Origin of the sequence: Streptomyces marincola, assembly GCF_020410765.1 — a bacterium.
Classification (GTDB): domain Bacteria; phylum Actinomycetota; class Actinomycetes; order Streptomycetales; family Streptomycetaceae; genus Streptomyces; species Streptomyces marincola.
Genome location: NZ_CP084541.1, coordinates 2,606,296 through 2,624,417, shown reverse-complemented (window position 1 = coordinate 2,624,417; position 18,122 = coordinate 2,606,296). Strand labels below are relative to the sequence as shown.

Annotated in this window: 17 protein-coding genes, 1 pseudogene and 1 riboswitch; of the genes and pseudogenes, 13 read left to right on the top strand and 5 right to left on the bottom strand. The window is 75.0% G+C overall.

All coding sequences use genetic code 11. The features are described 5' to 3' along the window. Positions 1-49: 49 nt before the first annotated feature. The 4 genes from hutU (at position 50) to hutI (ending at position 5,658) form a co-directional block, all read left to right on the top strand. Positions 50-1,708: a urocanate hydratase gene (gene hutU / locus LC193_RS11040; RefSeq protein WP_226073686.1), complete on the top strand. Its 1,659-nt coding sequence runs from the start codon at positions 50-52 to the stop codon at positions 1,706-1,708. 98 nt (positions 1,709-1,806) lie between these two features. After that, complete coding sequence (locus LC193_RS11035; RefSeq protein WP_226078554.1) at positions 1,807-2,994, top strand: allantoate amidohydrolase; 1,188 nt, start codon at positions 1,807-1,809, stop codon at positions 2,992-2,994. Further along, positions 2,985-4,337, top strand: coding sequence for a formimidoylglutamate deiminase (locus tag LC193_RS11030; protein WP_226073684.1), 1,353 nt, complete (start codon positions 2,985-2,987; stop codon positions 4,335-4,337). Before LC193_RS11035 ends, LC193_RS11030 begins: the two co-directional genes overlap by 10 nt. 175 nt (positions 4,338-4,512) lie before the next feature. Then, positions 4,513-5,658, top strand: a complete 1,146-nt coding sequence (gene hutI, locus LC193_RS11025) for an imidazolonepropionase (protein WP_226078553.1) — start codon at positions 4,513-4,515, stop codon at positions 5,656-5,658. 19 nt (positions 5,659-5,677) lie between these two features. Here the strand turns inward: hutI and LC193_RS11020 are convergent, their stop codons facing one another. The 3 genes and pseudogenes from LC193_RS11020 to LC193_RS29180 all read right to left on the bottom strand — a co-directional run. Then, entirely contained in the window at positions 5,678-6,361 is a 684-nt protein-coding gene (locus tag LC193_RS11020; RefSeq protein ID WP_226073682.1) for an MOSC domain-containing protein, read from the bottom strand. Positions 6,362-6,467: 106 nt separating this feature from the next. Then, the gene (locus LC193_RS29090) at positions 6,468-7,064 is read right to left on the bottom strand and encodes a zinc-binding dehydrogenase (protein WP_318842145.1); all 597 of its coding nucleotides are present in this window, start codon (positions 7,062-7,064) and stop codon (positions 6,468-6,470) included. Positions 7,065-7,173: 109 nt separating this feature from the next. Next, positions 7,174-7,413 (bottom strand): annotated as a pseudogene (locus tag LC193_RS29180) (alcohol dehydrogenase catalytic domain-containing protein); the annotation flags it as partial. A gap of 198 nt (positions 7,414-7,611) precedes the next feature. Between LC193_RS29180 and LC193_RS11010 the strand changes: the two are divergent. Beyond that, positions 7,612-8,385, top strand: coding sequence for a TetR/AcrR family transcriptional regulator (locus LC193_RS11010; RefSeq protein ID WP_226073680.1), 774 nt, complete (start codon positions 7,612-7,614; stop codon positions 8,383-8,385). Between the two features lie 166 nt (positions 8,386-8,551). On the opposite strand, the gene LC193_RS11005 is transcribed toward LC193_RS11010, so the two are convergent. Next, a complete protein-coding gene (locus LC193_RS11005) occupies positions 8,552-9,451 on the bottom strand; it encodes an RNA polymerase sigma factor SigF (protein ID WP_226073678.1) in 900 nt (299 codons plus the stop codon). A gap of 247 nt (positions 9,452-9,698) precedes the next feature. Between LC193_RS11005 and LC193_RS11000 the strand changes: the two genes are divergently transcribed. From LC193_RS11000 to LC193_RS10985, 4 genes are all read left to right on the top strand, one after another. Further along, complete coding sequence (locus LC193_RS11000; RefSeq protein ID WP_226073676.1) at positions 9,699-10,079, top strand: STAS domain-containing protein; 381 nt, start codon at positions 9,699-9,701, stop codon at positions 10,077-10,079. A 169-nt stretch (positions 10,080-10,248) separates the two neighbouring features. Next, entirely contained in the window at positions 10,249-10,740 is a 492-nt protein-coding gene (locus tag LC193_RS10995) for an ATP-binding protein (RefSeq protein ID WP_226073674.1), read from the top strand. 238 nt (positions 10,741-10,978) lie between these two features. Further along, the gene (locus tag LC193_RS10990; RefSeq protein ID WP_086160198.1) at positions 10,979-11,656 is read left to right on the top strand and encodes a response regulator transcription factor; all 678 of its coding nucleotides are present in this window, start codon (positions 10,979-10,981) and stop codon (positions 11,654-11,656) included. 19 nt (positions 11,657-11,675) lie between these two features. Beyond that, complete coding sequence (locus tag LC193_RS10985) at positions 11,676-12,929, top strand: ATP-binding protein (protein WP_226073672.1); 1,254 nt, start codon at positions 11,676-11,678, stop codon at positions 12,927-12,929. A 68-nt stretch (positions 12,930-12,997) separates the two neighbouring features. Here LC193_RS10985 and LC193_RS10980 read toward each other — a convergent pair whose 3' ends face one another. Beyond that, a complete protein-coding gene (locus tag LC193_RS10980; protein ID WP_226073670.1) occupies positions 12,998-13,501 on the bottom strand; it encodes a GtrA family protein in 504 nt (167 codons plus the stop codon). Between the two features lie 112 nt (positions 13,502-13,613). Here LC193_RS10980 and LC193_RS10975 point away from each other — a divergent pair, with 112 nt between their 5' ends. The 4 genes from LC193_RS10975 (at position 13,614) to LC193_RS10960 (ending at position 18,106) form a co-directional block, all read left to right on the top strand. Next, positions 13,614-14,744 (top strand): 5-(carboxyamino)imidazole ribonucleotide synthase, encoded by a 1,131-nt coding sequence (locus LC193_RS10975; RefSeq protein ID WP_404819529.1) that lies wholly within the window; start codon positions 13,614-13,616, stop codon positions 14,742-14,744. Continuing rightward, positions 14,741-15,301 carry a 5-(carboxyamino)imidazole ribonucleotide mutase gene (purE, locus tag LC193_RS10970; RefSeq protein WP_264086267.1) on the top strand — a complete coding sequence of 187 codons (561 nt, stop codon included), beginning with the start codon at positions 14,741-14,743 and terminating at the stop codon, positions 15,299-15,301. The genes LC193_RS10975 and purE overlap by 4 nt, the downstream gene beginning before the upstream one ends. Further along, the gene (locus LC193_RS10965) at positions 15,298-16,518 is read left to right on the top strand and encodes a dipeptidase (protein ID WP_226073668.1); all 1,221 of its coding nucleotides are present in this window, start codon (positions 15,298-15,300) and stop codon (positions 16,516-16,518) included. Before purE ends, LC193_RS10965 begins: the two co-directional genes overlap by 4 nt. Positions 16,519-16,996: 478 nt before the next feature. Beyond that, a riboswitch (cyclic di-AMP (ydaO/yuaA leader) is annotated at positions 16,997-17,185 on the top strand. A 3-nt stretch (positions 17,186-17,188) separates the two neighbouring features. Further along, positions 17,189-18,106, top strand: coding sequence for a M23 family metallopeptidase (locus LC193_RS10960; protein WP_226073666.1), 918 nt, complete (start codon positions 17,189-17,191; stop codon positions 18,104-18,106). The last annotated feature ends 16 nt before the right edge of the window (positions 18,107-18,122 follow it).

Sequence of the window (18,122 nt, the reverse complement as noted above, 5' to 3'; positions counted from 1 at the left end):
ATATTCAGCACCTAGAGTGAATGAATGGCTCTCACCGGGGAGGCTGGCCATGACAGGACCTCGACCCGTCCGCGCCCCGCGCGGCACCGCGCCGACCGCGCGCGGCTGGCCGCAGGAAGCGGCCCTGCGCATGCTCCAGAACAACCTGGACCCCGAGGTCGCCGAGCATCCCGACCAGCTCGTCGTCTACGGCGGAACGGGCCGGGCCGCGCGTGACTGGGCGTCGTTCGACGCGATGACCGCCACGCTGCGCACGCTCGGACCCGACGAGACGATGCTCGTCCAGTCGGGGCGGCCGGTCGGGGTGATGACCACGCACGAGTGGGCGCCGCGGGTGCTGATCGCGAACTCCAACCTGGTCGGCGACTGGGCGAACTGGGAGGAGTTCCGCCGCCTCGAACGCCTGGGGCTGACCATGTACGGCCAGATGACCGCCGGTTCGTGGATCTACATTGGTACCCAGGGCATCCTCCAGGGGACGTACGAGACGTTCGCCGCGGTCGCGGCCAAGCGCTTCGGCGGCACGCTGGCCGGGACCGTGACGCTGACCGCCGGCCTCGGCGGCATGGGCGGCGCCCAGCCGCTGGCCGTCACCATGAACGGCGGTGTCGCCGTCTGCGTCGACTGCGACCCGCGCGCGATCGAGCGGCGCATCGCCCACGGCTTCCTCGACGTCCGGGCCGACTCGCTGGCCGAGGCGATGGACCTGGCCGCCGAGGCCAGGTCCGCGCGCCGGCCGCTGTCCATCGGCGTGCTCGGCAACGCGGCCGAGGTGCTGCCGCACCTCCTCGCCACGGGCGCGCCGGTGGACATCGTCACCGACCAGACCAGCGCGCACGACCCGCTGGCCTACCTGCCCGTCGGCGTCGACTTCGCCGGCATGGCCGACTACGCCGCCCGCGCTCCCGAGGACTTCACCCGCAGGGCCAGGGAGTCGATGGCGCGGCACGTGGAGGCGATGGTCGGCTTCCAGGACGCCGGCGCCGAGGTCTTCGACTACGGGAACTCGATCCGCGGCGAGGCCCGGCTGGCCGGCTACGACCGCGCGTTCGACTTCCCCGGCTTCGTGCCCGCCTACATCCGCCCGCTGTTCTGCGAGGGCAAGGGGCCCTTCCGGTGGGCGGCGCTCAGCGGGGACCCCCGGGACATCGCCGCCACCGACCGCGCCGTCCTCGACCTGTTCCCCGGGAACGAGTCGCTGGCCCGCTGGATCACCCTGGCCGGGGAACGCGTCCGCTTCCAGGGCCTGCCCGCGCGGATCTGCTGGCTCGGCTACGGAGAGCGGGAACGCGCGGGCGAGCGGTTCAACGACATGGTCGCCGCCGGTGAGCTGGCCGCGCCCGTGGTCATCGGGCGCGACCACCTGGACTGCGGCTCCGTCGCCTCCCCCTACCGCGAGACCGAGGGCATGCGGGACGGCTCGGACGCCATCGCCGACTGGCCGCTGCTGAACGCCATGGTCAACGTGGCCTCCGGCGCCTCGTGGGTCTCCATCCACCACGGGGGCGGCGTCGGCATGGGCCGCTCCCTCCACGCCGGCCAGGTCACGGTGGCCGACGGCACCGCCCTCGCGGGGCAGAAGATCCAGCGCGTGCTGACCAACGACCCGGGCATGGGCGTGATCCGGCACGTCGACGCGGGCTACCCGGAGGCGGAGGCGGTCGCCGCGGAACGCGGTGTCCGCGTCCCCATGCGGGAGGCGCCGTGACCGGCCGGGCCCGCCGGGACGATGTGCCGGTGGGTGTGCCGGCGGAGGCACCGGCGCCCGCGCCCGCCGCGGGCGCGGGAGCGGACGCCTTCCGCGCCATGTGGGAGGAACTGCGGCCGATCGGGCGCGAGGCGTCGACGGGCGGGTACCGGCGGTACGCCTGGACGGCGGCCGACGGGGAACTGCGCGCCTGGTTCCGCGACCAGGCCGCCCGGCGCGGCCTGCGGTACGAGGTGGACCGCAACGGCAACCAGTGGGCGTGGGCGGGCGACCCGGCGGCGGGCGACGCCGTCGTCACCGGCTCGCACCTGGACTCGGTGCCCGACGGCGGCGCCTTCGACGGGCCGCTCGGCGTGGTCTCCGCGTTCGCCGCGCTCGACGTGCTGCGGGAGCGCGGCGCGGTCGCCGCCCGCCCGGTCGGCGTGGCCGGCTTCGCCGACGAGGAGGGCGCCCGGTTCGGTGTGGCCTGCCTCGGCTCCCGGCTGTCCTGCGGGCTGTTCGACCCGGACCGGGCGCGCGGGCTGCGCGACGCGGACGGCGTGCCGCTGCACCGGGCGATGGAGCGGGCCGGCCTCGACCCGGACGCCATCGGCCCCGACCCGGAACGCCTGGCGGGCATCGGCGCGTTCGTCGAACTGCACGTCGAGCAGGGCCGCGCGCTCGCAGGTCTCGGCCGGCCCGTCGGCGTGGGCTCGGTCATCCGCCCGCACGGCAGGTGGCGGTTCGACTTCCGCGGCCGGGCCGACCACGCGGGCACCACCCGCATCGAGGACCGCCGCGACCCGATGCTCACGTACGCCCACACGGTGCTCGCCGCCAGGAAGCGGGCCCGCCTGGCCGGCGCGCTCGCCACGTTCGGCAAGGTCGACACGGAGCCGAACGCGGTCAACGCCGTGCCCGCCCGCGTCACGGCCTGGCTCGACTGCCGCGCCGACGACCCCGACGCCCTCGACGCGCTGGTGGCGGAGATCGGGCGGTCCGCCGCCGAACGCGGCGAACGGGACGGTGTGTCCTTCACCCTCACCCGGGAGTCGCACACGCCGGGCGTGGCCTTCGCGCCCGGGTTGCGCGACGACATCGCGGCCCGGCTCGGCGGCGCCCCCGCCCTGCCGACCGGCGCGGGACACGACGCCGGCATCCTCGCCTCGGCCGTCCCCACCGCCATGCTGTACGTACGCAATCCGACCGGCGTCTCGCACGCACCGGACGAGCACGCCGACGAGGCCGACTGCCTGGCCGGGGTGACCGCGCTGGCCGACGTACTGGAGGGCCTGGCGTGCCGCTGACGGAGCAGACCTACTGGGCCGAGTACGCCTGGCTCGGCGGACCGGTCGAGGCCGGGGTGGTCATCGCCACCTCCCCCGACGGCCGCATCAGGTCCGTGACGCCGGGCGCCGGAGGGCCGCCGGCGGGCTGCGTCCCGCTGCGCGGCCTGACCCTGCCCGGCCTCGCCAACGCGCACAGCCACGCGTTCCACCGGGGCCTGCGGGCCACCGCGCAGGCCGGCGGCGGCACCTTCTGGACGTGGCGGCACGCCATGTACGAGCTGGCCGCCCGGCTCGACCCCGACCTCTACCGCGCGCTGGCCCGCGCGGTCTACGCGGAGATGGCGCTCGCGGGGGTCACGTGCGTCGGCGAGTTCCACTACGTGCACCACGCGCCGGGCGGCACCCGCTACGGCGAGAAGACCGCGATGGGCGAGGCCCTCATCGCCGGCGCGGCGGAGGCCGGCATCCGGATCACGCTCCTCGACACCTGCTACCTCTCCGCCGGCTTCGGCCGCGACCCGGAAGGGGTGCAGCTGCGCTTCTCCGACGGCGGCGCGGACGCCTGGGCCGAACGGGCCGCCGCCCTGCGCGGCGACGCCACCACCCGCATCGGCGCCGCCGTCCACTCCGTCCGCGCGGTGCCGGCGCGGGCGCTGGAGACCGTCGCCGCCTGGGCGGCGCTGCGGGACGCCCCGCTGCACGTCCACCTCTCCGAGCAGCCCAAGGAGAACGAGGACTGCCTGCGCGCCCACGGCCGCACCCCCGCGCGGCTCCTCGCCGACCACGGTGTACTCGGACCGCGCACCACCGCCGTGCACGCCACCCACCTCACGCCCGAGGACATCGCGCTGCTCGGGGAGAGCGGCACCGCGGTCTGCCTGTGCCCCACGACCGAGAGCGACCTCGCCGACGGGATCGGGCCCGCCACCGGTCTGCGCGCCGCCGGCAGCCCGCTGTGCCTGGGCAGCGACAGCCACGCCGCGATCGACCTGCTCGGCGAGGCCAGGGCACTCGAACTGCACGAGCGGCTGCGCACCGGGACCCGCGGCCACTGGAGCGCGGACCAGCTCCTGCGGTCCGCCGCCGAGCACGGCCACGCCGCGCTCGGCTGGCCCGAGGCCGGCCGCATCGAACCCGGCGCCCTGGCCGACCTCACGACCGTGGCGCTCGACAGCGTCCGCACCGCGGGCGCCCCGGCGCGGATGGCGCCGTACACCGCCGTGTTCGCCGCGACGGCCGCCGACGTGCGGCACACCGTCGTCGGGGGCCGGCACATCGTCAGGGACGGCGTCCACCAACTCGTGCCCGAGGTCCCGCGGGCCCTCGCGGACGCCGTCGGAGCCCTGCGCGCCGCCCGGTGAAGGACAGCTCGCAGGACAGAAGCCCGCAGGACAGGAGCCGCCCGTGACCCAGCCCCCCACCGCCGCGACCGGAGCGCCCGAACCCGGCGGTGCGGACGGCCCGGCGGCGGCCCCCAGCAGCCGCGCCCACCCGGCCCGCAGTGCCCACCCGGCCCGCAGCACGGCGGTCACCAACATCGGTGTCCTCATCACCAACGACCCCTCCCTCGGTCCTGGTCCCCTCGGCCCGGTGCGGGACGCGGCCGTCGTCATCGAGGACGGCCGCGTCGTCTGGACCGGCACGACCAGTAGAGCACCCGCCACTGACAGTCACCACGACGCGGGCGGCCGGGCGGTCGTTCCCGGCTTCGTCGACTCCCACGCGCACCTGGTGTTCGCGGGCGACCGCACCGCCGAGTTCCACGCCCGGATGTCCGGCCGCCCCTACACGGCGGGCGGCATCGCGACCACGGTCGCGGCCACCCGCCGCGCCACCGACGCGGAACTGGACGCCAACCTCGCCGCGCTGCTGCGCGAGATGCTGCGGCAGGGCACCACGACGGCGGAGACCAAGTCGGGCTACGGCCTCACCGTCGAGGACGAGGCGCGCGCCCTGCGCGTCGCCGCCGCGCGCACGGACGAGGTGACCTACCTCGGGGCCCACGTCGTGCCGCCCGAGTACGCGGGCGCGCCGGACGACTACGTCGCGCTGGTCACCGGGCCGATGCTGGACGCCTGCGCGCCGCACGCGCGGTGGATCGACGTGTTCTGCGAACGCGGCGCGTTCGACGCGGACCAGGCGCGGGCCGTCCTCGCCGCGGGCCGGGCGCGCGGGCTCGTCCCGCGCGTGCACGCGAACCAGCTCGGCCCGGGCCCCGGCGTCCTGCTCGCCGTCGAGGCCGGGGCCAGGTCGGCCGACCACTGCACGCATCTGACGGACGCCGACATCGACGCCCTCGCGGCGAGCGGCACGGTGGCGACCCTGCTGCCCGGCTGCGAGTTCTCCACCCGCGCGCCCTACCCGGACGCGCGCCGGCTGCTCGACGCGGGGGTCGTCGTCGCGCTGGCCACGGACTGCAACCCGGGCTCGTCGTTCACCAGCTCCATGCCGTTCTGCGTGGCCGTGGCCGTCCGGGAGATGGGCATGACGCCCGACGAGGCCCTGTGGTCCGCGACCGCGGGCGGCGCGGCGGCCCTGGACCGCGCCGACATCGGCAGCCTCGCGCCCGGGGCGCGCGCCGACCTGGTCCTGCTCGACGCGCCCTCGCCCGTCCACCTCGCCTACCGGCCGGGCGTGCCGCTGGTCGCGGCCGTGTGGCGCGCCGGCCGGCGCGAGGCCTGACCGCCGCGCGCCCCCGGGCTCAGCCCGGGGCGCCCTCGGCCGCCGCGGCCCACGCGCGGGCCAGCTTGTACTCCTCGGCGTGCAGGGCCTCGCCCGCCGCGATGACCCGGGGGCGCAGTTCGGGCCGCGTGGTCAGGGCCAGGAACAGGAAGGCGACGCTCACCTCGTGGTCCGGCCGGTCGATGACCTCGACGGGGTCGCCCGCCCTGATCACGCCCGGCCGGATCACGCGGAAGTAGGCGCCGGGCGCGGCGTCCTGGGTGAACCGCTTGACCCAGCCCTTCTCGCCCAGCCAGTCGCCGAACGTGCGGCACGGGATGCGCGCGGAGGTGGCCTCGATGACCAGCTCGCCGCCGACGCGCCAGCGTTCGCCGATCCGCACGTCGCTGACGTCGATGCCGCCGGTGGTGAGGTTCTCGCCGAAGACGCCGTTGGCCAGGCTCCTGCCCAGCGCGGCCTCCCAGCGGTCGAGGTCCTCGCGGGCGAACGCGTACACCGCCTGGTCGTCGCCGCCGTGGTGGCGGCGGTCGCACACCATGTCGCCGGCGAGGCCGCTGCCGCCGACTCCCTTGGGGCCCGGCGCCGCCACCTCGACGGGACCGGCGAAGGGCCGCTTGTCGATGCCGGTCAGGCCGCTCGGCGCGTCGGTGTACGCGTCGGCGCCGCCTCGGCCGAGGTTGACGGACAGTACGGTTCGCAGCATGCCCGCACGATAATCGCCCCTCGCGGTGGGGCGCCACGCCGTTAGCGGCGCGAAGCGCGCGGGCGGAGCGGGCGCGCCGGGCAGCGCGCCCGCTGCGCGCCGCCGGTCAGTCGGCCGGGGGCAGGTCGAGCACGGCCTTCCCCCGCACTTTGCCCGCCGCGAGCGCCGCGGTGGCCTCGGGGGCGCGGCTCCACTCGCCGCGCCAGCCGATCTGCGGGTCGAGCTCGCCCGCGGCCACCAGCCCGCCGAGCCAGGACAGGTCGTCGCCGAGCCCTTCGAGGTCCTGGAGCAGGAAGAACGTCGAGATGCTGCGGTTGTCGCCGAGGGACCCGTAGAACGCCTTGAACGGGAACGACTCGCCCTGCCCCGCGCTGTGCCCCATGGCGATCAGCGTGCCCTCGCGGACCAGCGTCGCGAACGCGGCCGTCATGTGGTCGCCGCCGACCGTGTCGATCACGCCGTGCACAGGACCGGTCAGGCCTGCGATGCCCTCGGTGCCGAACACGACCTCGTTCGCACCGAGTTCGCGCAGCGTCGCCTCCTTCGACGGATCGGTGGTCGAGGCGATCACGTGGGCGCCGCCGCGCGCGGCGAGCTGGATCGCGAACCGGCCGAGGCCGCTGCCCCCTCCCGTGATCATGACCCGCCGGCCGAGCAGCGGGCCTATGCGGTGCAGGCCGCGCAGCGCGGAACCGGCCGCCACCGGCAGGGTGCTGACGGCGGCCGAGGTCGGCGCCCCCGGGCACGGCGCCCAGCAGGGCCGTGTCGACGGCGCGCAGCTCCGCCCACCCGCCGCTCGCCGCGAACGACACCACCGGGGTGCCCACCGCGGGGCCCGAGCCGTCCGCCGCGGCGCGTACGACCACGCCGGCCGCGTCCCAGCCGGGCACCGTTCCGCTCTCGCCCTCGGGCAGGGCGGCGATGACCTCGCCGTAGTTGACGGAGAACGCGGCGACCCGGATGAGCGCCTGGTTCGGCCCGGGAACGGGGTCGGGCACCTCCGTCAGGCTCAGGTGCTCCGGGCTGTCGTGGTCGATGGTCCAGGCGCGCATGCGTCTCATCCCTCTGTCGGGCCCCGGGGCCGGGCCGGCGGACGCGGGCCCGGCCCTGAGGCGCGTTCCGGCAGCGCGCACCGGCCGGTCCCCCGGCGGTCCGCGCGGCATCGCCGAGAAATATGCCAGTCACCGGCATAAGTCGGCAACAGGCACTTGCCTGGCGCTGGCTCATTGCTCGCGGGTAGACTCCGCGTCGTGAACGACGGACCGCATTCCGGACGCGGCGGTACCGAGGCCGCCGGCCTCGGCCTGCGGGAGCGCAAGAAGCTCCGCACGCGGCGCGCCCTGGTGGACGAGGCGCTGCGGCTGTTCACGGAGAAGGGGTTCGCGGAGGCGACGCTGGACGAGCTGGTCGACGCGGTCGAGGTCTCCCAGCGCACGTTCTTCCGCAACTTCGGCTGCAAGGAGGACGTCGCGCTCGCCCCGGAGAAGGAGCTGTGGGCCGCCTACGTCGCGGACATCGAGAGCCGCCCGCCCGGGTCGGCCCGTCCCGTGGACTTCGCGGACGCGCTGTTCGCCGCGGTGCGGGACATGGCCGAGGGGTGGGAGAGCCGGTTCCTCGCCAGCCGCGCCCTGTGCGACAGGACCCCGGCGCTCGTCGCGCACAGCCTGCGGCACTGCGCGGAGGTGACCGACCACCTGCTGAACGTGCTCGCGGAACGCCGCCCCGGCGCGTTCGCTGAAGGCGGGCAGGGCACGGCGGGGGCCGCACCCGGGGGCGCGGCGGACCGGGCGGCCGTGGACCGGGCGGCCGTGGACCCCGAGGCGCGGCTGCGGTTGTTCCTGCGGCTCGAAGCGACGCTCGCCGCCTGGCGGTGGGCCGTCAGGGAATGGTCGGCGCAAGGGGCGGCGGCGGACCGGGAGGCGCTGTACGGGCACATGCGTGCCGCGTTCGCCGCCCTGCCCGATCCGCCTGGTCCACCCGACCCGTCCGGCCCGCCGGATGGCGACCGCCGGGCCGGCGCCTGACCGCACGGGCCCCGTACCGAGGTACCGCGCGGCGCCGGGCCCGCGCGCCCGATCCGCGCCCCGGCGCGCGCATGGGGAAGGGCCCGGCACGGCGCTCGGAGCGCGCGTACCGGGCCCCGCGGACCGGTGCTCCCGGCCGGCGCGTGCCGGCTCGGTGCCGGGGCGCCTACTCCTCCACCATCAGGCCGCGGCGCAGCTTGCCGAGTGTCCTGGCCAGGAGCCGGGAGACGTGCATCTGCGAGATGCCGAGCTCCTCGCCGATCTCCGACTGGGTCATGTTCGCGACGAAGCGCAGCGAGAGGATCGTCCGGTCGCGCGGCGCCAGCTCCGCGATGAGGGGCTTGAGGGACTCGATGTACTCGATGCCCTCAAGGCCGTGGTCCTCATATCCGATGCGGTCGGCCAGCGTGCCCTCGGTGTCGTCCTCCTCGGGCTGCGCGTCCAGCGAGCTGGCCGTGTACGCGTTGGACGCGGCCATGCCCTCGACGACCTCGTCCTCGCCGATGCCCAGCCGCTCGGCGAGCTCGGCGACGGTGGGGGAGCGGTCCAGCTGCTGGGCCAGCTCGTCGCCCGCCTTGGCCAGGTCGAGGCGCAGCTCCTGGAGCCGCCGGGGCACCCGGACCGACCAGGAGGTGTCGCGGAAGAAGCGCTTGATCTCGCCGACGATCGTCGGCATCGCGAACGTGGGGAACTCCACACCGCGGTCGGCCTCGAACCGGTCGATCGCCTTGATCAGACCTATCGTGCCGACCTGGACGATGTCCTCCATCGGTTCGCTGCGGGAGCGGAACCGCGACGCGGCGAACTTCACCAGCGCCAGGTTCAGCTCGACCAGGGTGTTGCGTACGTAGGCGTACTCGTGCGTGCCTTCGTCGAGGGTGCGCAGCCGGTTGAAGAGGCTCTTCGACAGGGCGCGCGCGTCGTCCGGCGCGACCTCCGCGTAGGGCGGGATCTCGGGCAGTGACGCGAGCACGTCGTCCGCCGCCGGGTCAGTGGCGGGGGAGGACGCGGCGTCGGCTGTGGTGACGCCGGAGCGCGGTTCGTGAGTACGAGGGGCCGGTGACATGTGTGTGTCCTCCGTAAGTGTCTCGGCATATGGCTGCCGAAGCCGTGACGTGCACTGCGGGGTGCGGCGCCTCCAAAGCCGGCTGGGAAAGTGACGCCTCTAGACCTACCGGTCACAAAGCGGCCATGGCAAGTCTGCTACGCACTAATTCCGAATAATGTCCGGGTTGTTCGGCTGTCGGGCGGTCGCCCTTCGGGCTAAGGTTTCGAACCTAGCCAGGAACGAGCTCCGATATGAAGGGGGCTGCATGGACCGTGGGATGCCGGACGAGGCGAACCGGCGACGCCTGGCGGTCGATGTGCGTCGCACGGACTCGGGAGCGGTGATCACGCCGGCCGGAGAGCTTGATCACCACTCGGCCGAATTGCTGCGCGAATCGCTCGATCAGTGCGTTGCCGACGGCCGTTTCCGGATCGTTATTGACTGTTCGCGGTTGGAGTTCTGTGACTCCACCGGGCTCAATGTGCTTCTCACCACACGTGGTGAGGTCGAGGAGGCGGGAGGGGAGGTCCATTTGGCCGGAATGCGACCAAATGTCGCCCGCGTCTTCGAGATAACGGGCGCCGGGGCGGTCTTCACCCTGCACAAGAACCTCGATGACGCGCTCGCGGCACTGCCCGCGGACTGATCAGCACACCGGCCTGCTGTACGCGGTGGCCGTGGGCGGGTCACACTATTGCCTGGATCGGACGGGTGTGGTCACCGCTCGGCAGGGCAGGAGATCAGTCACGCCGGATCACAGACAGGTTCGGCCAGGGCCAGGCCGGCCAGCGGCGTTGCGGTGAGGGGAGGCGCGCATGGGTACCACCCGGCCCTATCCGGCAGGCGACCAGAACCCGGAGCAGCAGGCGTCGGCGACGGTGGCCGACGCCATGCTCCAGGTGCGCAGGCTCCGGCTCGCCGGGGCTCCCGGCGTGGTGTCCCGGGCCAGGGAGTTCACGCGTGCGGCCCTGCACGACTGGGACTGGCTGCCCGCCGCCTCGGAAGAGGTGCGGGCGGCGGCCGAGGACGTGCTCCTCGTCGTCTCCGAGCTGGTCACGAACGCCTGCCTGCACGCGGGCGGACCCGATGAGCTGCGGATAGGCCGGGGCGCGAAGCTGCTGCGCGTGGAGGTGCTCGACCGCGGCGACGGCGTTCCCGCGCTGCGCACGGCCCGACGGCCGGGGCGCCCGGGCGGGCACGGCATGTTCATCGTGCAGCGCCTCTGCCTGGACTGGGGAGTGACGCACGAGCCGGGGGCCGAGGGCAAAACGGTCTGGGCCGAGCTGGCCGCCCCGCCGGACGCCTGACCCGAGCCGCCGGACGCCTGACCCGGACCCGCAGCGGCCCGCCCGCGCCGCCCCGCCGGCCGTCACCCGCCGCGCCCGGCGCGGGCCGCCGACCGCGCGCCCCTGGCGCGCCCCTGCTCCGCGCAGCGCGTTCGCCGCGCCGTGCCCGCCCGCGCCACGGGTCCCGTGCGCCGGGGTGCTGCCGCGCGGTCGCACGGACCGCCCCCGCCGCTCAGCCGCCTGCGTCTACCATCGGGCCATGACCCGAGTACTGCTCGCCGAGGACGACGCGTCCATCTCGGAGCCGCTGGCGCGGGCGCTGCGCCGCGAGGGATACGAGGTCGAGGTGCGCGAGGACGGGCCCGGCGCGCTGCGGGCCGGGCTGCGGGGCGACGTCGACCTGGTCGTGCTCGACCTCGGCCTGCCGGGCATGGACGGGCTCGAAGTGTGCCGCCGGCTGCGCACCGAGGGGCTCGGGCTCCCCGTCCTCGTGCTGACCGCCCGCGCCGACGAGGTCGACACCGTCGTCGGGCTCGACGCGGGCGCCGACGACTACGTGACCAAGCCGTTCCGCCTGGCCGAGCTGCTGGCCCGGGTCCGCGCCCTGCTGCGGCGCGGCGCGGCGGAGAGCGCTCCCGCGCCCACCGTGCACGGCATCCGCATCGACGTCGAGTCGCACCGCGCGTGGATGGGGGAGGACGAGCTGCACCTGACCGCCAAGGAGTTCGACCTGCTGCGGGTCCTGGTGCGCGACGCGGGCCGGGTCGTGACCCGCGAGCAGCTGATGCGCGAGGTCTGGGACACCACCTGGTGGTCCTCGACCAAGACCCTCGACATGCACATCTCCTGGCTGCGCAAGAAGCTCGGCGACGACGCGGCCAACCCCCGGTACATCGCCACGGTCAGGGGCGTGGGGTTCCGGTTCGAGAAGAGCTGACGGGCATGGGGTACCGGTTGTGCGCCGGAGGCTGATCAGCTCCACGCTCGCGGTGGTGCTCATCGTGATCGCGGTGTTCGGCGTCTCCCTGTTCGTCGTGGAGACCCGCACCATCACATCGAGCGCCCGCGACCGCCTGGAGGCCGACGCCGCCCGCGTGCTCGCGGAGGTCGAGAGCCGCATCGCGGCGGGCGAGCCCGTCACCGAGGAGGAGCTGCGCGGCTCCGCGCCCGCCGACCGGCACGTGCGCATCCAGCTGCCGGGACAGCCGCCGGTGCTGCTCGGGGAGCCGCCGGACGGCGACGCCATGCGCGCCGAGCAGAGCGGGGGGCGCGGCGAGCACGTCAGCGTCGAGCAGCCGAGCAGTGTGGTCAGCGACGAGATCGGCCGGATGCTGACGATCCTGCTGATCGTCTCGCTGCTCGCCGTGGCCGCCGCGGCCCTGCTCGCGGTGCGCCAGGCCCGCCGCGTCGCCGCCCCGCTCACCGACCTGGCCGAGACGGCCGAACGGCTCGGCTCCGGCGATCCGCGCCCCCGCCACCGCAGGTACGGCGTCGCGGAGCTGGACCGCGTCGCGGACGTGCTCGACGCCAGCGCGGAACGCATCGCCCGCATGCTCACCGCGGAACGCCGCCTCGCCGCGGACGCCTCCCACCAGCTGCGCACGCCGCTGACCGCGCTGTCCATGCGCCTTGAGGAGATCATGACGACCGAGGACCGGGACACCATCAAGGAGGAGGCGGCCATCGGCCTCGCCCAGGTGGAACGGCTCACCGACGTCGTCCAGCGGCTGCTCACCAACTCGCGCGACCCCAGGCTCGGCTCCGCGGTCGGCTTCGACCTCGACGAGGTCGTCGTGCAGCAGGTGGAGGAGTGGCGGCCCGCCTACCGCAGCGCGGGGCGCGCCATCGTGCACTCGGGGCGGCCCGGCCTGCGCGCGGTCGGCACGCCGGGCGCGGTCGCGCAGGTGCTGGCCTGCCTCGTGGAGAACTCGCTGATGCACGGCTCCGGCACCGTGGCGATGCGCACCAGGACCACGGGCAACCAGGTGGTCGTGGAGGTCACGGACGAGGGCCCGGGAGTGCCGGGCGAGCTGGGCTCCCGCGTGTTCGAACGCACGGTGAGCGGCCGGAACTCCACGGGCCTCGGCCTGGCCGTGGCGCGCGACCTGGCGGAGGCGGACGGCGGGCGGCTCGAACTGCTCCAGCAGCGCCCGCCGGTGTTCGCGCTGTTCCTCAGCCGCGAGGCGGAGCAGGGGCAGGCCGCCACCTGAGCGCCGCGTGACCGCGGCGGGCGCGTCCATCCGGCGCGTTCACCGGCTCACCGCGCGCGTTCACCGGCTCACCGCGCGGGTTCGTCCGCGGCCCCCCGGCCGGCGGGGACGGCCGCCGCGGGCGGCGGCCCGTCGGCCTCGGGCAGCCGGAACACCCACGTGCGGTAGGACCAGAAGCGGAACAGCGAACCGATGCCGAGCCCGATCACGTTCTTCGCGATGTTGTCCGCGAGCGGCGAGGTGAAGCCGAAACCGTAGTGGGACAGCGCGAGCACGCCGTTCTCGATCACCATGCCCACGCACGAGAACAGCAGGAACAGCCCCGCCTCGCGCCTGCGGCCCGACTTGTCGCGGTGCCGGTAGGTCCAGTAGCGGTTGCCGACGTAGTTGGTGCAGATGGCCGCCGAGGTGGCGATCACTCCTGACCGGATCGGGGCGAGACCGAACGCCTGACTGCACAGGTTGAACACCGCGACGTTGACGAGGAAGCCGAACGCCCCGACCGTGCCGAACTTCGCCAGCTCGCGGGCCACGCCGCGCAGGCGCGCTTGCGGCGTGCGGCGCTCGTTCATCCCGCCATGCTAACCACGCCGCCGCGGCGGCATAACCGCCTCGCGCGTCCCGGCCGACGGGCCGCGCGGGGGCGGCGGCTACGCTGGGTGCGTGACATTTCCCGTGGTCGGCATGGTCGGGGGCGGTCAGCTCGCCCGGATGACGCATGAGGCGGGCATCCCGCTCGGTATCAGGTTCAAGCTGCTCAGCGACTCGCCGCGGGACTCCGCGGCCCTCGTCGCCGGTGAGGTCGTGGTCGGCGACCACCGCGATCTGGACACCCTGCGCGCGTTCGCGAAAGGCTGCGACGTGATCACGTTCGATCACGAACACGTACCCACCGAACACCTCCGGGCGCTCGAAGCGGACGGCATCGCGGTCCGTCCCGGCCCCGACGCGCTCGTGCACGCGCAGGACAAGGCCGTGATGCGGGCCCGCCTCACGGCGCTCGGCGTGCCCTGCCCGCGCCACCGCGTCGTCGAGGACCCGGCCGACGTGCGCCGTTTCGCCGAGGCCGAGGCCGGCGGCTTCCCCGTCGTGCTGAAGACGGCGCGCGGCGGCTACGACGGCAAGGGCGTGTGGGTCGTCGGCTCGGCCGAGGAGGCGGAACGCGTCACCGAGCCGTTCCTGGCCGGGGTGCCCGTGCTGGCCGAGGAGAAGGTCGACTTCGTGCGCGAGCTGGCCGCCAACGTGGTGCGCTCCCCGCACGGCCAGGCCGTCGCCTACCCGGTGGTGGAGTCCGTGCAGGTGGACGGCGTCTGCGACACCGTGATCGCGCCCGCGCCCGGCCTGCCGGCGGCCACGGCGGTCGCCGCCCAGGAGCTGGCCCTGACGATCGCGCGCGAGCTGGGGGTGACCGGGCACCTGGCGGTGGAGCTGTTCGAGACGGCGGACGGCCGGGTCCTGGTCAACGAGCTGGCGATGCGCCCCCACAACTCCGGCCACTGGACGCAGGACGGCGCGGTCACCTCGCAGTTCGCCAACCACGTGCGCGCCGTCCTCGACCTGCCGCTCGGCGACCCGCGCCCGCGCGCGCCCTGGACGGTCATGGCCAACGTGCTCGGCGGCGACTTCCCCGACATGTACCCGGCCTACCTGCACTGCATGGCGCGCGACCCGGGGCTGAAGATCCACATGTACGGCAAGGACGTGAAGCCGGGCCGCAAGGTCGGCCACGTCACCACCTACGGCGACGACCTGGCCGACGTGCGGGAACGCGCCCGGCACGCCGCCGACTACCTGCGAGGGATCATCGACGAATGAGCAGCGCCCAGCCCTCTTCCCCGGAGTCCCAGCCGCCCCGGCCGTCCCAGCCGCCGCGCGTCGGCATCGTCATGGGCTCCGACTCCGACTGGCCGGTGATGCGCGCCGCGGCGGACGTGCTGACGGAGTTCGGCGTCCCGCACGAAGTGGACGTCGTCTCGGCGCACCGCATGCCGCGCGCGATGGTGGCCTACGGCGAGGAGGCGGCGGGCCGCGGGCTCAAGGCCGTCATCGCGGGGGCCGGCGGCGCCGCCCACCTGCCCGGCATGCTGGCCGCGCTGACCCCGCTGCCCGTGATCGGCGTTCCCGTGCCGCTCACCCACCTCGACGGGATGGACTCCCTGCTGTCGATCGTGCAGATGCCGGGCGGGGTGCCGGTCGCGACCGTGTCCGTCGGCGGCGCGAAGAACGCCGGGCTGCTGGCCGTGCGCATCCTCGCCGCCCACGACGAGGACCTGCGCGCGCGCATGCTCGACTACCAGGACGGGCTGCGGCGGCAGGCCGAGGAGAAGGGGCGCCTGCTGCGCGCCGCCGTGGTCACCGGCGGCCAGGAGTGACGGCCGCGGCGGACCCCGCGACGCTGGCCAGGGCCGCCGAGCTGCTGGCGGAGCACCCGGTGTTCGACGGCCACAACGACCTGCCGTGGGCGCTGCGCGAACAGGTCGGCTACGACCTGGACCGCCGGGACATCGCCACCGACCAGGGCGCCCACCTGCACACCGACCTGCCGCGGCTGCGCGCCGGCGGCGTGGGCGCGCAGTTCTGGTCGGTGTACGTGCGCACCGACCTGCGCGGCGACGCCGCGGTGAGCGCCTGCCTGGAGCAGATCGACGTCGTGGACGCGCTCATCCGGCGCTACCCGGACCACCTGGGGCGCGCGCTGACCGCGGACGACGTGGAACGGGCGCGGGCCGAGGGGCGGGTCGCGTCGCTGATGGGGGCCGAGGGCGGCCACTCCATCAACAACTCGCTGGCGACGCTCCGCGCGTTCCACCGGCTCGGCGTCCGGTACATGACGCTGACGCACAACGACACCATCGACTGGGCCGACTCGGCCACCGACGAGCCGCGGCACGACGGGCTGAGCGCGTTCGGCGAAGAGGTGGTCCGCGAGATGAACCGGGTCGGCATGCTCGTCGACCTCTCGCACGTCGCGCCCGCCACGATGCGCGACGCGCTGCGCGTGACCGAGGCGCCCGTGATCTTCTCGCACTCCTCGGCGCGCGCTGTGTGCGACCACCCGCGCAACGTTCCGGACGACGTGCTGGCCGCGCTCCCGGGCAACGGGGGTGTCGCGATGGCGACGTTCGTGCCGAAGTTCGTGCTGCCGGGGGCCGTGGACTGGGACCGGCGCGCGGCGGAGAACCTCGCGGCCCACGGGCTGCACCCGCTGGACACGACCGAGCGGGGGATGGCGGTGCACCGGGCGTTCGAGGCGGAGCACCCGCGCCCGCGCGCCACGGTGGCCACGGTGGCCGACCACCTGGACCACATGCGCGAGGTGGCCGGCATCGACCACGTCGGGATCGGCGGCGACTACGACGGAACGGCGTTCCTGCCGGACGGCCTCGAAAGCGTCGCGGGGTACCCGCGGCTGGTGGCCGAGCTGCTGGCGCGGCGCTGGTCGGCGGCCGACCTCGCGAAGCTGACCTGGCACAACGCGGTCCGCGTGCTGCGGGACGCCGAGGCCGTGGCCCGGGACCTGTCGGCCCGGCGGGGTCCGTCGCTTGCGACGATCGGGCAGCTGGACGGCGCCGGGGCGGCCGGTTCCTGAACGGGCGGTGCTCGAACGGGCGGTGCCTGAACGGGCGGTGCGGGCCGTTGGCGCGCCGGCGGCGTGCGCGGTTCGCGGCGCGGTCGTGCGCGGGGGAGCGCCGGGAAGCGCCGGGGCGTGCGATCTCCCGGCCTGGCGCTGGCATTTCGGGCATAGCGCCTGTTTCGGGCTGGCTCCGGATCCCGTGACCGAGTTCACTCGGCCCCGGGCCCCGTCGTCGCGCCGAATGGCGGCGGGGTGCTCGCGGGGCCGTCAAGTGCCCCTGGCTCAGGGCGAGTTGACGCGCTGTGACCCGGGGCGGCGGTCGCCCTCCGTGTGCCGGCGGGCGCGGAGGGTGCCGGGGGCGTGCCGGTGGGTATTTTCCGTCACACGGCTTGTGCCCGGACTTTCTTGTCCTGCCCGAATTCTTCGGCTTACCGTTCTGCCCGCGCCGCATTCGCGGCGTTCCGCGCCGGACGCCGAATCCTGTCACCCGGTCGTGGAAACGATGCACTTCCGTGTGACAGGAGCGGGGGACCCACTCTTCCGCCGGGGCGCGGCCCGACCGCGCACCGGCTCGGGGTGAAGTCACCGCCGCGTCCGGGCCGCCGTGCCCGGGGGCGACGGTGGCCGGGCATCTCCGGCCCGAACCCGACAGCTCACCTCGCAGGCGATGGAGAGGAGCACACCTATGTCCGCACGCGGACGTCACCGCCGTCAGCGGGTACGGCGCATCTCCCGCATCTCCCTGGTGCTCACGGCCGGCGGTGCCGGCGTGGCCCTGCCGCTCGCCGCGGCGGGCACCGCGAACGCCGCGCCCGCGGCGCACGCCGCCCCGGCCGCCGAGACCGCGGGCGACCGCGCCGCGGCCCTCGCGGCCCCCGTGGCCGCGCAGCCCGCCGAGGCCGAGCAGGTCGCGTCCGCCGGGACGTACACCGTCGCCAAGGGCGACACGCTGTTCCACATCGCCACCACCGAGGACGTCGACGGCGGCTGGGAGGCCCTGTACGACGGCAACCAGGACGTGATCGGCGACAACCCGGACCTGATCAAGCCCGGTCAGGAACTGTCGCTCGACGTGGTCGGCGGCGCCCCGGTCGCCCAGTCCGCCCCCGCCCCGCAGGCCGCGGAGCCGGCGCCCGCGCCGGAGCCCGAGCCCGCTCCCGAGCCGGCGCCCGCGCCGGAGCCCGAGCCGGCCCCGTCCGCCGGCTTCACCTCCCCGGTCGACGCGCCGCCGAGCACCGCCTACCGCGTGGCCGGCTCCTCGTGGTCCTCCGGCTACCACACCGGCGTCGACTTCGCCGTCAGCACGGGCACGCCCATCAAGGCCGTCGCCTCGGGCACGGTCGTCACGTCCGGCTCCGGCGGCTCGTACGGCAACGAGATCGTCATACGGCACGACGACGGCCACTACTCCCAGTACGCGCACCTGTCGTCCCTGGGCGTCTCCGTCGGCCAGACCGTCGCGGCCGGCGAGCAGATCGGCCTCGCCGGTTCCACCGGCAACAGCACCGGCCCGCACCTGCACTTCGAGGTGCGCACCGGTCCCGGCTACGGCTCGGACGTGGACCCGCTGGCCTACCTGCGGGCCAACGGCGTGACCATCTGACGCCGCTCCTCCCCGC